This window comes from Levilactobacillus angrenensis, assembly GCF_003946085.1.
GTDB classification, from domain to species: domain Bacteria; phylum Bacillota; class Bacilli; order Lactobacillales; family Lactobacillaceae; genus Levilactobacillus; species Levilactobacillus angrenensis.
Genome location: NZ_RHOB01000023.1, coordinates 23973 through 37351 on the forward strand (window position 1 = coordinate 23973; position 13379 = coordinate 37351).

Here is a 13379-nt window from a genome sequence, read left to right on the forward strand (position 1 = left end):
ACATCCATTCATCAAAATTGGTGCAAGCACCATACTTGCCTATCATAACATAAATAGTGGCAAACCCAAAAAGGTCAGCAAAGCTTTACAAAAAGTTCAAAATTAGTCGGCATTTTGCCGGTCAAGGACTTCTTGAATGGCTGACAAATGGGGCGCGGCTTTGAACGCAAATTTATCGACTTCCGTTTGAATGTCGTCCAAAACGGGTTGGGCGGCAGTGACGGCAGCGGACAGTTTGGCGGCGTTTTGCGTCAAGTTGTCCTTGGCATCCCGCACGTCGGTAAGTTGCTGAGTGGTGTGGGTGACCTGTTGCTTGACGTGGTTGCCCCAGGTGACGGGGTCCTGTTTGGTCAGTGTTAGGTAAGCCACCAAACCAACGCCCACCCCTAAGGTAGTGCCGGCGAGAAAACGACCAAGTCCCATAATTACCCCTCCAATTGTGCCTTGATTTTAGCCTGAATGGCTGAGTAGGATGCTGGCGTGTAGTTGCCAGAATTGTCCTTGAAAATCATCTTGAAGTCATCCTGGTCCGTGTAGCGGGGAACCAGGTGAATGTGGGAGTGGAAAACGGATTGGTAAGCCACTTGCCCGTTGTTGTTTAAAATGTTCATGCCTTTGATAGCTGGGTCAGAATCCTTCACGGCCCGGGCAATCTTAGGAATCCGGGAAAAGACTGCGGCGGCTAAATCGGCGTCGTAAGCGAAGATGTCCTTGACGTGGGTCTTAGGAATCACCAACGTGTGGCCGGGTGTCCCTTGCGAGATATCTAAAAAGGCCTTGACGATGTTGTCTTCGTAAACCGTGTAGCTGGGAATTTCGCCAGTCAAAATTTTGCAGAAAACACAATCGTCAGCGTAATGTGGTTCGAGGGTCATTTGATCCATGAAAACTCCTTCTTTCGGTTCAATTTCATTCATTATACACCACCGCGGCGGGCAGTTCATCCGTAACCGTCGAAACGAGCGGCCTGCGTCGACCAGAAATTGGGGTGGTCAGGTTAGTTTACGAAAGCTTGAAAGTAGCATTACCACGTTGATTCCTGAAACGACAGGATTCTGTCTGCTGAAATTAGGGAATCCAGGAGCCCACGTCAGTCAGAGATTCCGCTTGCTCGGGGGACGTCGACTTTTTGCGCAACGGTCCCCAGTAACCCAGGTAATGGTACCGCCTGAACCAGCAACCACAAGATAACAGCGAACCCGCCGTCACCTATGGTATAATGGAGCGGTTAATTTAAAGGAAATGAAGGGATGTTTAATGGCTTTAGAAGTCAGCCATGTCGTGGGAGGGTACTCCCAAATTCCCGTCTTAAAAGATATCAGTTTTGACGTTAAAGACGGTGAACTCGTTGGTCTGATCGGGTTGAACGGGGCCGGTAAGTCGACCACCATCAATCACGTGATTGGCCTGCTCACACCACATAAAGGAAAAATCAGTATCAATGGCATTACCATCGACCAGGATAGTCAGGCCTACAAGCAACAGATTGCCTACATTCCCGAAACCCCGGTGCTCTACCAGGAGTTAACGCTGCGGGAACATTTGGAAATGACCATGATGGCCTATGATTTGGATCAAAAGGCCGCTTGGGAAAAGGCCCATAAGTTGTTAAAGACGTTCCGGTTAGCGAACAAATTGGATTGGTTCCCCGCCAACTTCTCCAAGGGGATGAAGCAAAAGGTCATGATCGTCTGTGCCTTCTTGACCAACGCCAAGCTGTTCATCATTGACGAGCCATTCTTGGGTCTGGACCCGCTGGCCGTCAATGACCTATTGAACTTGATCGAGCAACGGAAAAAGACGGGGGCCAGCATTTTGATGTCGACCCACGTGTTGGATACGGCCCAACGGTACTGTGACCGCTTCGTGCTGTTGCATGATGGCCAAGTCAAGACTGAAGGGACTCTCAGCGAGTTGCAAGCCGCTCTTCCGGAAGCGGGGGAATCGCTGAACGATATCTACCTATCAATGACGAAGGTCGACCGCGCATGACGGGATTATTTAAGACCCGACTGCAGCGCCATCTCCGGGAAATGGCCAAGTATTTGCGGTTGGTGTTCAATGACTTTTTCGTCTTCGCCTTATTGTTCTTCTTAGGAGGCCTGGGTTGGGGCTACTCTAACGTCTTGAAAACATTGAAGAGCGGCCTCTGGTGGGCGCCGTTGGTGGCGATGTTGGTCTTAGTTATCGTCGCGCAGATTGGCCGGTTCGCTACGCTGATCGAGGATGCCGACCGGGTCTTCTTGTTACCACGCGAACGGGCGATGCACGCCTATCTGGTGGCGGCACGGCGCTATAGCCAGTTTCTGGCGCAATGTACCCAGCTGATTGCGCTGTTTATCTTGGCACCGTTTCTCAGTGTGGCGCTGGGCTGGACGCTGCCGCAGGTCTTGGTCTTGGCGGTCGCTCAGGTCGTCTTAAAGGACAGCCTGTTGCGCCTTGATCTGGCTAGTGTCTATCAAGTCACCGGACAGCGTCGCATGAACCAGTGGGAATTCAAATGGTTACTCGCCATCATCGTGGTGGCCAGTGGCGTTTGGCTGAGTCCGTACGTCGCGCTGATTTTAGCGTTAGTCGCTGATGGGGCCGTAACCGTTTGGGAACGCCAGCACTGGCAGCGCCAGCAGATTCGGTGGCGTGAGCAGATCAAGATCGAGGATAACCGTATGCTGGGCATCTATCGCTTCTTCAATATGTTTACAGAAGTGCCGATGGTGTCTGGGACCATCAAACGTCGGCGGTATCTGGATTGGCTGTTTAAGGGCATCAAGTTAAACCACAGCCAGACGTATTTGTACCTGTTCAGTCGGGGGATGGTGCGCGGCACTGATTTTAGCGGACTGGTGGTTCGCTTGACGGTGATCGGCATGTTGCTACTGTACTTTGTGCGTGGTGAGTGGCTACCAGTCATCCTGGCGGCACTGTTCATCTACTTGATTGGCTTTCAGCTGTTACCGTTCTTCCAGCAATACGACGATGTGGTCTTCACGCACGTCTATCCCGTCTTGCCAGAACTACGACTCAAGAGTTTTGTCAAATTGGTCACTTTGATTTTAAGCACCACGGCGCTGCTCATGTGGGTGGTCGTGGTCATCGCCAATCCGCAGCTGATGACGGCGGGCATTACGTTAGTCGTCGAGGCAATCGAAGTTTGGTACCTGGCTAGAATCTATACACCGCACCGCTTAGCACGGGCGGACAAAAAATAAGGCTTGACGTGGCCGTCTTTTCCCCATAGAATTAATAATAGCTGACAAATCGAGGAGGGGTGGCACGCATGGCACTAGATTTTAGTGACGGCTGGAGCTTGTATCCGCTAGGCGGAAATACCGGCACGGCCTATATGGGCACCAAGGCGTCACAAAAAGTGTTCTTAAAACAAAACGCGTCACCATTTCTAGCAGCGCTCTCAATGGAGGGCATCACGCCGCGGCTCGTCTGGACCAAACGACTAGCGACCGGTGACGTGATGACAGCTCAGGAATGGCTAAACGGCCGAACGTTGCAGCGGAGTGAAATGCGCGAACAACGGGTCGCCCGGTTGATTCACCGGGTCCATCATTCCCATCTACTGCATGATATGTTATTAAAAGTCGGCGGACGATTTACTACGCCCGCCCAGTTGTTGACTCGCTTGCAGCCAGCCTTAGCCGCTGACTTACGCCAACATCCGCTGATTCAATCGGCGTTTGCGACGTTACAAAGCGAGCAGCCACAACTGCCCAAGACGCATTATGAAGTTTGTCATGGTGATTTGAACCATAAGAATTGGTTGTTGTCTGACCGCCAACGGTTATACTTGGTCGACTGGGATGCCGCGACGTTCGCGGACCCCGCATTTGACCTGGGTGCCTTACTGTGCGAATACGTGCCGTTAGAAGAATGGCAACGGTGGTTACAGGATTACGGTGAAACGACGACGGCTGATTTGACTGCGCGAGTGAATTGGTATGCCCGCGTCCACTGTCTCAGTGTGATTGTGGAAAGTTTTCACCAGCAGCGTTTTCAAATTATGAATCAACATTTAATTTTACTAGAGAAACTGACGCGTGAGTCAGTCACTGATTAGAACAACGTCGGCGGGAGCGGGGGTGAACCTTGCGCCCGCCGTTGTGATTAGAGGAGGAATTTTACCATGCGTGTGCGTAATAAACCGTGGGCCAAGGACTATGTGGCCGAACATCCAGACAAGATGGTGGAACAACCAGAAACCTTACTGGGCAACTGGCAAAGCCGTTTTCCCAGCGAACAACCCCTGTTCGTTGAAATTGGGACGGGAAAGGGTCAATTCATCGTCGAAATGGCGCGGCAACACCCGGACCGTAACTTTATCGGGATTGAGATTCAGTTTTCCGTGATTGCGGCGGCTTTGAAAAAGGTCGTGGCCAGTGAATTGACCAACATTCAGCTGGTGCACACCGATGGCGAGGCCATTAACACGTTCTTCGCGGCCGGTGAAGTCGCTGGCTTGTACCTGAACTTCTCTGATCCATGGCCCAAGAAGCGGCATACTAAACGCCGCTTGACGTCACCCGTGTTCTTGGCGCATTACGCGGACGTCTTACAGCCTAAGGGTTCCCTGCAATTCAAGACCGACAACCGGGGCTTGTTCGAATATTCCTTGGGAAGTTTGAACAATTTCGGCATGGTCTTCGACGGGGTGTGGCTGGACCTCCACGCGGCGACGGACGGTGTCGAGGATATCCAAACGGAGTACGAGCAAAAGTTCTCCGCTAAGGGACCGATTTACCAGGTTATCGCGCATTTCCCGACGGAGAAGTAAGTCGTCTGATTTGACGCCTAGTTAATTTAAGAAAATCCGAGTCTGGAGAGTCTTCCAGGCTTTTTTGCGTACAATCTACAGGTTGAGAGATGAAAGTTAGCTAGAAACATTGTCACCACGCGACTTATGGTGTAAAAATTAGTCGTTTATAGCATCCTGGTGTGGACTGGCCGCCTACCGCCCGCCAACTATGGGTTGGAACGCGGTGGGCGGACCGGACCGAGCCTGAAAAGCGGTCTCGGCCTCGCTTTGAGCCGAAGGTCACGTCTCAAATTGGCCTCATAGCCGAAACGTGCGCCAACAGGCAACTGGTTCCGCTTAACACCGCTAAGCAAATAATCCAGAATCAGGATTATCCGCCTAGCGCCGTTAATGCTCGCCAGTTAACCGCCTGTTGGCACACTCTTTTTCAACGGCTGAACCCATATTTGGCGGACTCTCGGCTACTAAGGTATGTGCTAGTAACCGTCGGCTTAGTCCCAGATGGTAGTTAATTTAACGACTGGTCTCTAACGCACTGTTGCTGATAATCACAACCCGCCGGAGGCAGCCAGAGGTGAAGCCAGCGAATCGGAAGACCGCTCCTCAGGCTGGAGGTGTTCCCCAGAGCAGGCGGAATCTCTGGCTGACGCAGGCACCTGGTTTCATTAATCTTAGTGGGTAGAATGCTGTTGTTTCGGGAACTACCGCGTTAATTTTACTTTCAACCCTAGGTACAAACTTAAAAATTTTGTCACCAATTTAAAATAATCTCGCCTGCTTTACGGAGTTGGTCTGTAAAGGGGGACTGACGATGTTGATTGCCAAGCTTGAGTCGACGCTGGTGGATGCCAAGAATGCCCAGCGGGGTGGGAGTTACCTGTGTCCGGCGTGTGGGCAGCGGGTCGTGTTGCACCGGGGAACGCGGGTGCAACCGTATTTTGCGCACCGGCCCGCGGCACCCTGTACCTTTCCGGGAGAGGGTGAAACCGCCCAACACGTGGTGGGCAAACGCCAACTGGCTGCTTTCTTTGCGGACTGGGGAGTAGTGACGCTGGAGCACGTTTTACCCACGATTCAACAGCGCGCCGATTGTTGGATCGCCCATCAGCCGCGACCAATCGCTTTAGAATTTCAGTGTAGTCCCATCAGTCGCGAAGAGGTGGCGGCCCGTACACAGGGGTATCGGGCGGTCGGCGCGTACCCGTTTTGGCTGTTAGGCAAACGTTACGCTCAGCAGCGCCTAGGCTGGGGCTTGATCGACCGGTTTGCGGGGTGGTTGAAAGGCTGGGGGTTGTGCCTCCTCTTTTGGGACGTTACCCGCCAACAGGTGCGCATTGACCATCACATTTGTCAGGCAGTGACCGGGGAATACCAGTGCCAGCAAACTTGGGTGGCTTCCTTGGCCGCTTTGGTCCAGGGCCCGCATCGGCGTCAGTGGTGGCCCGAACCTAATTTGGCGCGATTTCGTTGGGAATTGGACCGCGATTTGCGGCGTTCCTCGGACACGTTGAAGCCCCTACAGACCGCGGTTTATTTGACCGGCCACCATCTGGCAGGCTTCCCGGATAGTCTAGTGACTACGCAAGTGACGCCCCCGTTATTTGGCCGGGGCCTCTTGTTGTGGCGCATCGTGGTCGCGGCTTGGTTATTTGAACACGTGCGTTTTTCACGCGCAACGGCCCAACGCTTAGGGGACGAAGCGTTTCGGCTAGTCGGTGGGACAACGACAGCCGTGCGCTTCTACGGTGCGGACTTGGTTCAGCGCGCACTAGGGGAGTTGTTAGCGGACCTGGTGGCGGCGCGGCTATTACAGCGTCTTCCCAATGGTTGGCGAGTGGTGGCGCAACCTCAGTGGGCGGCGGATTATACCGCATGGTTAGAAAATGATGAGAAAAAGTTAGGCTGATTCGCCATCTCCTTAAACAAAAGTGGTAGAATATTGCTATGCAATGTTAAAGGAGGATGAGAAATTTGAAACAAATTCCAAAACGCTCAGCCGTACCGACGGCTTTGACCTGGGACCTGACTACGATTTATCCCGATGACGCGGCTTTTCAAACGGCGCTCACGACCGTGAAGACGCAAGCTGACCAGGTGGCCCAATTGAAAGGGCAACTGGCCAACAGTGGCGCGGACCTGTACCACGTCACGACGGCTTACCTAGACCTGAATCGGCAGTTAGAACGACTGTACGTGTACGCCTCCCTGAAGAATGACCAGGATACGGGTAACGCTGACGCCCAGGCTTTGATGGGCCAAGCGGAGAACTTAGTGGCGACAGTCAGTGCGGCGGTCGCTTGGTTTGAACCCGAAGTGTTGGCTTTGGATGCCGACGCCTTGCAAAAACTGATCGACGCTGAGCCTAAATTAGCTGCCTATCAACATCTCTTTGATGTCTTAGGCAAGCAACGGGCGCATACGTTGTCGGCGACCGAAGAAAAGCTCTTGGCGGGCGCCAGCGATATCTTCTCGGCGTCTTCCAAGACCTACAGTGTGTTGAGCGATGCTGATTTGAAGTTCCCCGTGGTTCAAGACGAGGCGGGCAATGATGTTCGACTGTCAGAAGGGCTCTACGGCGTCTTGCTGGAATCCACGACCCCAGCTGTCCGTGAACAGGCGTTTAAGGCCCTCTATAGCGTTTATCAACAGTTCCGGCACACCTTTGCCTCCACGCTAGCTAGCGAGGTCAAAACGCACAATTTTAACGCACAGATTCGTCACTATGACAGTGCCCGCGATGCCGCGATGAGTGCCAACAACGTGCCGGCAGTGGTCTACGATACTCTGGTGCAAACGGTCAATGACCATTTGGATTCCCTGCACCAGTACGTCAACCTCCGCAAGGAAATTCTCGGTTTACCGGAATTACACATGTACGACTTGTACACGCCGATCACTGGTGAACCTAGCCTGCGCTACACTTACGAGGACGCCCAACAAGAGGCGTTAAAGGCCTTGAATGTCTTAGGTCCCGATTACGTAGCCAACGTCCAAAAGATGTTTGATAGCCGCGCCATTGACGTGGTCGAAAACGAGGGTAAGCGGACTGGTGCCTATTCTGGTGGGATGTATGACACCAAGCCGTACATTTTACTCAACTGGCAGGACAGCCTGGAAAGCCTGTTCACGCTGGTTCACGAAATGGGTCACAGCATGCACAGCCACTACACGCGGACCAATCAACCGTACCAGTACGGCGATTACTCCATTTTCGTGGCAGAAATTGCCTCAACGACGAATGAAAACTTATTGACAGATTACCTGTTGAAGACGCAAACGGATCCCAAGGTGCGCGCCTACGTGTTGAACCATTACTTAGACGGCTTCAAGGGAACGGTCTACCGGCAAACACAATTCGCTGAGTTCGAAGACTACATTCACCAACAAGCAGCGGGCGGGCAAACGTTGACCGCGGACTTCATGAGTAAGTTCTACGGCGACTTGAACCACCGCTATTACGGGGATGGGGTCATCTCAGATCCCCAAATTGCGGATGAATGGACCCGGATTCCGCATTTCTACTACAACTACTACGTCTATCAGTACGCCACGGGCTTTGCGGCAGCCACCACGTTATCGCAACGCATCTTAAGTGGTGACCCAGCCAAGCGCGATGCTTACCTGAACTATCTGAAGTCGGGAAGCTCAGCACTGCCACTGGAAGTTATGAAACGCGCGGGCGTGGACATGACACAACCGGATTACCTGCAGACGGCATTCCAGACGTTTGACGACCGCTTGGCTGAATTCAGCCAGTTGGCCCATGAGCTGAAAAAATAGGCTTCACTAAATACTAACGAAATGACCGGGAGATTTGTGACCGGCTAGGCCGTGAACTTAAGAAATTTTTACAAAAAAAGATTGGTCACCGATGGTTAAAGTCGATGATCAATCTTTTTGGTTTTTAGTTATTGTCAGTAAGATTGCCAATCACGTTGCCACAACACGCCCATGGTTTTTTCACCAGTGTGGACGCTGATGGCCGGCCCCAGTTGGCTTTGGACCACACGAACTTCGGGGAACTGTTCCGTCAGGTCGGCGGCCCAGTCATCGGCTAATTCAGCGTTGTTGGCGTTGATGACGGTGACCAACAGCGGGTAGTCGACCTTAGCCAACGCGGCTTGGAGCTTGGCGGTCATGTAGTGGAAGGCCTTCTTCATGGTGCGTTCCTTGCCGATAGCGATAATCTTGCCCTCGTCGTTAAAGGTGAGGAGGGGCTTAATGTTCAGCAGGTTGCCAATGATGGCCGAGCGGTTGCTCAACCGGCCAGTCCGCGCCAGGTGACTCAGGTTATCGACGGCAAAGTAGACTTCCATGGTATCACGTAGGTCTTCCAGCTGCGGAACGATGTCGGCGGCCGAGTTGCCGTTAGCGACCAGTTGGCCCGCCAGTAAGCACAGGTTAGCTTCCCCGGCACTGGCAACTAAGGAATCCACTGGATAGATCTTGGCCTTGGTGTAGGTGCGGCAGAACATCTTGAGATTGCTCATGAACGACGTGATCCCACTAGACAGGTGAATCGAGATGATTTCGTCATAGCCTTCGCTGGCCAGACGGTCGTAAGCTTCCTCGATTTGTCCTAAAGACACTTGGGCCGTTGTCGGTAATTCCTGGTCGGTCTTGAGGTAATCATAAAATGTTTTGAGGCTTAATTTGGACTCAGCATACTGCTGGTCGCCCAAAATCACGGTGATGGGCAGAACCACGATGTGAAATTGCTTGATCTGTTCAGGGGTGAGATAAGAGGCGGTGTCCGTAACAATAGCTGTTCGCATAAATTTTCCCTTCAGTCAACAAAAATAGTTGGGTTCATCATACCATATTGGTCGTGATTCTGGTAGTGAAGGTCCTGATATTTCAGGGAATGATGGTCGAAACTTTGGGGGACCAAAAGGTGGCCGCAAAAAAAAGCGCTGCAAAATCAATCAGATTTTACAACGCAAACTGTCGTAGGTAATTTGGTGACTGAATTAACGTAACGTAAAACGATTCAGCAGGGCTTATAATACGTGAAGATTAGACTGATTGTTCGCCAGCATTAATGAAGTCGCCTGTTCATTAGTTTGGTAATTAGGTTCAGCCATTAACATTTCTTTCGTGGCCACACCCTGGCTTTCACAGACGTCACAGAGGGATTCATAGGTCACATCGTTTAAAAGCAACCCGCAATCGGAAACGTCACAGTTAAAGATAACGGCAGAAGAAGATTGTTCGATCTTCATTTCCGCGGCTAATTTTTGATCCGTCTGGAAGGCCTGTTTCGCCAAATCTGATTGGCAGTCTTCCGTGAACATGTCGAGGTCCAGATGGCATTTTTTCGCCATTTCTAACGTCAATTTTTCTGAGAAACTCTGGTGCTGGCTGACAACGGCGTCCTGCATGTTGAGCAGAAATTTCCGCCCTTTACGCTTCCCTTGGAACAAGGCCGCCTTATAAGCCAAGATGGCCTGGTAGGTGACGTTGAATCGCGCATTACGCTCAGCCAAAGTTGGCCGGGGCGCGAGGGATTGCGCGATGATTTGTTGGTTCAGCAACGGCACAAATTGAAATGACACCTTGCTATTCAGATGATCGGCCAACCGCATGATATTTTGCTCAGAGCGCATACAGCGCGCGCCGAGTGGGTTGACGAACAAATAGACTTCTAACACATTGCTTCCTCCTATATCTGTCTTAGTTGGCAATCAGCAAGGGTCGCCGAACAAAAAGTAACAATACCACTACATTACCAAATTTTCAAAAAATAGCAATTGGAACGTTTGTTTGAGGTGAAGACCGTACATTTAAAATGCACCCCTATCATGCAACATTTTTCCGCTGAGGTAAAGCTAAACGCCTCATAAAAGTTCGGGGGCGAACCCAACAGACTACTAGTGAAAGAATTAACAAGTTAATGAGGTAATTACTCTCAGTTACCGCAGAAATATGGTAAAATCGAAAGATGAGCACTGTAATCAAGGTTGGGGGATAGTCATTATGGTAACGAACTGGGATCAATTTTTATTGCCCTATCAGCAAGCCGTCAGTGAGCTAAAGGTGAAGCTACGCGGCATCAGAAAGCAATTTGAAAATCAAAATGAACGTCCACCTATTGAATTCGTCACTGGGCGAGTCAAGCCGGTGCCCAGCATCAAGGAAAAGATGACCCGGCGCCACGTCGCCGAAGACCGGCTGGAGCAAGATATGCAAGATATTGCTGGTCTGCGGATCATGTGTCAGTTTGTTGAAGACATTTACCAAGTCGTCGATTTGCTGCGGCAACGCACTGACCTGACGATTTTAGAAGAGCGGGATTACATTCACAATGAGAAGCCGAGTGGTTATCGGTCCTATCACATTGTCGTGGAGTATCCGGTTCAACTGGTCTCCGGTGAGAAGAAAATCTTAGCGGAGATTCAGGTGCGGACGTTGGCCATGAACTTCTGGGCCACCATCGAGCATTCATTAAATTACAAATATCAGGGCGCCTTTCCCGAAGCGCTGAGTGATCGGCTCCAGCGGGCGGCAGAGGCGGCTTTTAAATTGGACACGGAAATGTCCGAGATTCGTGAAGAAATTCAAGAGGCCCAGCAGTACTCACCAAAGAGCGACGGTGATACGCACGCGACGCCTCATCAAAATAAGGAAGAATAACATGAAGGTTGCCATTTTTAGTAATAACGGGCCAGCCTCACAGAAGGTAGCGACGGCGCTTCATCGGGGCCTGGTGACTGCCGGCGTGACGCTGGATAGTTTAAACCCAGATGTGGTCGTCACGGTGGGGGGCGACGGGACGCTGCTGTCGGCCTTTCACCACTACAATGACCGGTTAGATAAGGTCCGCTTTGTCGGGATTCATACGGGACACTTGGGCTTTTACACCGATTGGCGCGACTTTGAGGTCCAAGAACTCGTGGCTAGTCTGGCAGAGGATAATGGTCAAAGCGTCAGCTACCCGCTGTTGTCGATTCAGGTCGACTACGCGGACGGGACGCACCCAGATCAGGCGTTGGCCTTGAATGAGTCCACTATTAAGAAAGTTTCGGGGACCATGGTGGCCGACGTCTATATCAAGGGAGAGCTCTTCGAAAGTTTTCGGGGGGATGGCCTGTGTATTTCAACACCGACCGGCTCAACGGCTTACAACAAGTCCGTGGGCGGCGCTGTCTTGAATCCTCGGTTCAACGCGGTCCAAATGGCCGAGATTGCCTCGATCAACAACCTGGTCTTTCGGACCTTGGGCTCGCCCCTGATCATCCCGGCCGACGAGTGGATTCGCATCGAACCCGCTGACCCGACAGATAATGTGTTGATGTGTGATCAGCTAGGCATCGAAGGCCGGCCCATTAAGGCGATCTCTTACCGGATTGCCCGGCAACGGATCGCCTTTGCGGAATACCGCCACACCCACTTCTGGCAGCGGGTCGAGGCCTCCTTTATCGGTCGTGAACAAGCATGACGCACTTTAACTGGCGCGTGACGGGGGACAGCCCCATGCACGTGCGAACGGTGCTGATGGCCCACGGGGTCACCCGCACCTTTTTAAAACAAGTGAAATTTCACGGTGGTGTCATCACCCTAGACGGCCAAGAAGTCCGGGTGATTGCGCTGGCCCAACCGGGGCAAGTCGTGGGTTTACAGCTACCACCGGAGCCTGCCAATCCTAACGTTGCCACGTCGTTCAAGCCCTTGGAGATTCTGTATGAAGATGCGCATTTTCTGGTGGTCAATAAGCCAGCCGGTATGGCCTCGGTGCCTTCACACCTGTATCCGGATGATACGTTGGCCAATCGCGTCAAGGGTCATCTGACGACGATTCAGGCGGACAGCACGGTGACCCACATCGTCACGCGTTTGGACCGCGATACCAGTGGGGCAGTCTTATTTGCCAAACATCATTTTGCCCATTCAATTTTGGATAAGCAGTTGAAGGATGGTGTCCTGGACAAACGTTACATCGCGGTGGCGACGGGCGCCATCACCACAGATCATCAGCTGATTGATGCGCCGATTGGTCGAGCGCCTGACTCGTTTATCAAACGCATGGTCCGCGACGACGGCCGCCAAGCCCAAACAGAGCTGTGGGTCCGTGGTCGTTCCCAATCGGCAACCTTGTTGGCCATCAAGCTACACACAGGACGGACCCATCAGATTCGGGTCCATTGCCAAGCAATCGGCCATCCGTTGCTGGGAGATTGGTTGTACGGCAAACAAACGAACCCCTGGATTCATCGACAAGCCTTGCACTGTGCACGATTGCGCTTCTATCAGCCATTTCTAGACGAGTGGATGACGTGTTATGCGCCACTGCCATCAGACATGGCGACGGTCATTGACCGAGAGATAATGGCTCTTTGTCAACGGGTGTTGATGAGGATATTTCCAGAGGTTCAATTCACTTGCGAATTGGGCCTCTTTTTTGAACCTTGATTTTGAATTCGATTTGGATTCGGTAGCTGAAGTTTAGCCAGTTTCGATAGCCATAGGCGGTTCGTTTGATCTGCTTGATCTTGCGATTAACACCTTCAATGGGGCCATTAGAGATTGAGCACTGTGTCATATTTTGAATGAGTTGCTTTCTCTGAATGAAGGTTTTAATGGTTGTTAGAAGTTGAGGACTGACGTTCTCAACTTC

14 protein-coding genes are annotated in these 13379 nt (G+C 51.9%); 9 read left to right on the forward strand and 5 right to left on the reverse strand.

The window, feature by feature from the left end; all coding sequences use genetic code 11:
- Positions 1-102: 102 nt before the first annotated feature.
- Entirely contained in the window at positions 103-423 is a 321-nt protein-coding gene (locus EKM83_RS11300) for a hypothetical protein (RefSeq protein WP_125577508.1), read from the reverse strand.
- 2 nt (positions 424-425) lie between these two features.
- Positions 426-884, reverse strand: a complete 459-nt coding sequence (locus tag EKM83_RS11305) for an HIT family protein (protein WP_125577510.1) — start codon at positions 882-884, stop codon at positions 426-428.
- Between the two features lie 373 nt (positions 885-1257).
- On the opposite strand from EKM83_RS11305, the gene EKM83_RS11310 reads away from it, so the two are divergent.
- The 6 genes from EKM83_RS11310 to pepF all read left to right on the forward strand — a co-directional run bounded on the left by EKM83_RS11310 (position 1258) and on the right by pepF (position 8545).
- The gene (locus EKM83_RS11310; protein ID WP_125577512.1) at positions 1258-1992 is read left to right on the forward strand and encodes an ABC transporter ATP-binding protein; all 735 of its coding nucleotides are present in this window, start codon (positions 1258-1260) and stop codon (positions 1990-1992) included.
- A complete protein-coding gene (locus tag EKM83_RS11315) occupies positions 1989-3209 on the forward strand; it encodes an ABC transporter permease (RefSeq protein ID WP_125577514.1) in 1221 nt (406 codons plus the stop codon). The genes EKM83_RS11310 and EKM83_RS11315 overlap by 4 nt, the downstream gene beginning before the upstream one ends.
- A 68-nt stretch (positions 3210-3277) precedes the next feature.
- On the forward strand, positions 3278-4069 hold the full coding sequence (locus EKM83_RS11320) for a phosphotransferase family protein (RefSeq protein WP_125577516.1): 792 nt from the start codon (positions 3278-3280) through the stop codon (positions 4067-4069).
- Positions 4070-4135: 66 nt separating this feature from the next.
- Positions 4136-4783, forward strand: coding sequence for a tRNA (guanosine(46)-N7)-methyltransferase TrmB (gene trmB / locus EKM83_RS11325; RefSeq protein WP_125577518.1), 648 nt, complete (start codon positions 4136-4138; stop codon positions 4781-4783).
- Between the two features lie 793 nt (positions 4784-5576).
- Positions 5577-6671: a competence protein CoiA gene (locus tag EKM83_RS11330; RefSeq protein ID WP_125577520.1), complete on the forward strand. Its 1095-nt coding sequence runs from the start codon at positions 5577-5579 to the stop codon at positions 6669-6671.
- 56 nt (positions 6672-6727) lie between these two features.
- Positions 6728-8545: an oligoendopeptidase F gene (gene pepF, locus EKM83_RS11335; protein ID WP_164505664.1), complete on the forward strand. Its 1818-nt coding sequence runs from the start codon at positions 6728-6730 to the stop codon at positions 8543-8545.
- Between the two features lie 134 nt (positions 8546-8679).
- Here the strand turns inward: pepF and EKM83_RS11340 are convergent, their stop codons facing one another.
- The gene (locus tag EKM83_RS11340) at positions 8680-9540 is read right to left on the reverse strand and encodes a DegV family protein (RefSeq protein WP_125577524.1); all 861 of its coding nucleotides are present in this window, start codon (positions 9538-9540) and stop codon (positions 8680-8682) included.
- Between the two features lie 225 nt (positions 9541-9765).
- Complete coding sequence (locus tag EKM83_RS11345) at positions 9766-10416, reverse strand: DsbA family protein (RefSeq protein WP_125577526.1); 651 nt, start codon at positions 10414-10416, stop codon at positions 9766-9768.
- 325 nt (positions 10417-10741) lie between these two features.
- Between EKM83_RS11345 and EKM83_RS11350 the strand changes: the two genes are divergently transcribed.
- The 3 genes from EKM83_RS11350 to EKM83_RS11360 are packed head-to-tail and all read left to right on the forward strand — an operon-like array spanning position 10742 to position 13174.
- Positions 10742-11398, forward strand: a complete 657-nt coding sequence (locus EKM83_RS11350; RefSeq protein WP_125577528.1) for a GTP pyrophosphokinase — start codon at positions 10742-10744, stop codon at positions 11396-11398.
- 1 nt (position 11399) lies between these two features.
- Positions 11400-12203, forward strand: a complete 804-nt coding sequence (locus EKM83_RS11355; protein ID WP_125577530.1) for an NAD kinase — start codon at positions 11400-11402, stop codon at positions 12201-12203.
- Positions 12200-13174, forward strand: a complete 975-nt coding sequence (locus EKM83_RS11360) for an RluA family pseudouridine synthase (RefSeq protein WP_125577532.1) — start codon at positions 12200-12202, stop codon at positions 13172-13174. Before EKM83_RS11355 ends, EKM83_RS11360 begins: the two co-directional genes overlap by 4 nt.
- Here EKM83_RS11360 and EKM83_RS11365 read toward each other — a convergent pair.
- A partial coding sequence (locus EKM83_RS11365) for a transposase (protein ID WP_164505654.1) occupies positions 13140-13379 on the reverse strand: 240 nt, incomplete at its 5' end. The two genes, EKM83_RS11360 and EKM83_RS11365, sit on opposite strands and share 35 nt — an antisense overlap.

Coding starts and splice junctions, on each gene's coding strand:
- EKM83_RS11330 (WP_125577520.1), top strand. CDS start 5,577: ATGTTGATTGCCAAGCTTGAGTCGACGCTGGTGGATGCCAAGAATGCC.
- EKM83_RS11315 (WP_125577514.1), top strand. CDS start 1,989: ATGACGGGATTATTTAAGACCCGACTGCAGCGCCATCTCCGGGAAATG.
- EKM83_RS11300 (WP_125577508.1), bottom strand. CDS start 423: ATGGGACTTGGTCGTTTTCTCGCCGGCACTACCTTAGGGGTGGGCGTT.
- pepF (WP_164505664.1), top strand. CDS start 6,728: ATGAGAAATTTGAAACAAATTCCAAAACGCTCAGCCGTACCGACGGCT.
- EKM83_RS11340 (WP_125577524.1), bottom strand. CDS start 9,540: ATGCGAACAGCTATTGTTACGGACACCGCCTCTTATCTCACCCCTGAA.
- trmB (WP_125577518.1), top strand. CDS start 4,136: ATGCGTGTGCGTAATAAACCGTGGGCCAAGGACTATGTGGCCGAACAT.
- EKM83_RS11305 (WP_125577510.1), bottom strand. CDS start 884: ATGGATCAAATGACCCTCGAACCACATTACGCTGACGATTGTGTTTTC.
- EKM83_RS11350 (WP_125577528.1), top strand. CDS start 10,742: ATGGTAACGAACTGGGATCAATTTTTATTGCCCTATCAGCAAGCCGTC.
- EKM83_RS11355 (WP_125577530.1), top strand. CDS start 11,400: ATGAAGGTTGCCATTTTTAGTAATAACGGGCCAGCCTCACAGAAGGTA.
- EKM83_RS11320 (WP_125577516.1), top strand. CDS start 3,278: ATGGCACTAGATTTTAGTGACGGCTGGAGCTTGTATCCGCTAGGCGGA.
- EKM83_RS11360 (WP_125577532.1), top strand. CDS start 12,200: ATGACGCACTTTAACTGGCGCGTGACGGGGGACAGCCCCATGCACGTG.
- EKM83_RS11310 (WP_125577512.1), top strand. CDS start 1,258: ATGGCTTTAGAAGTCAGCCATGTCGTGGGAGGGTACTCCCAAATTCCC.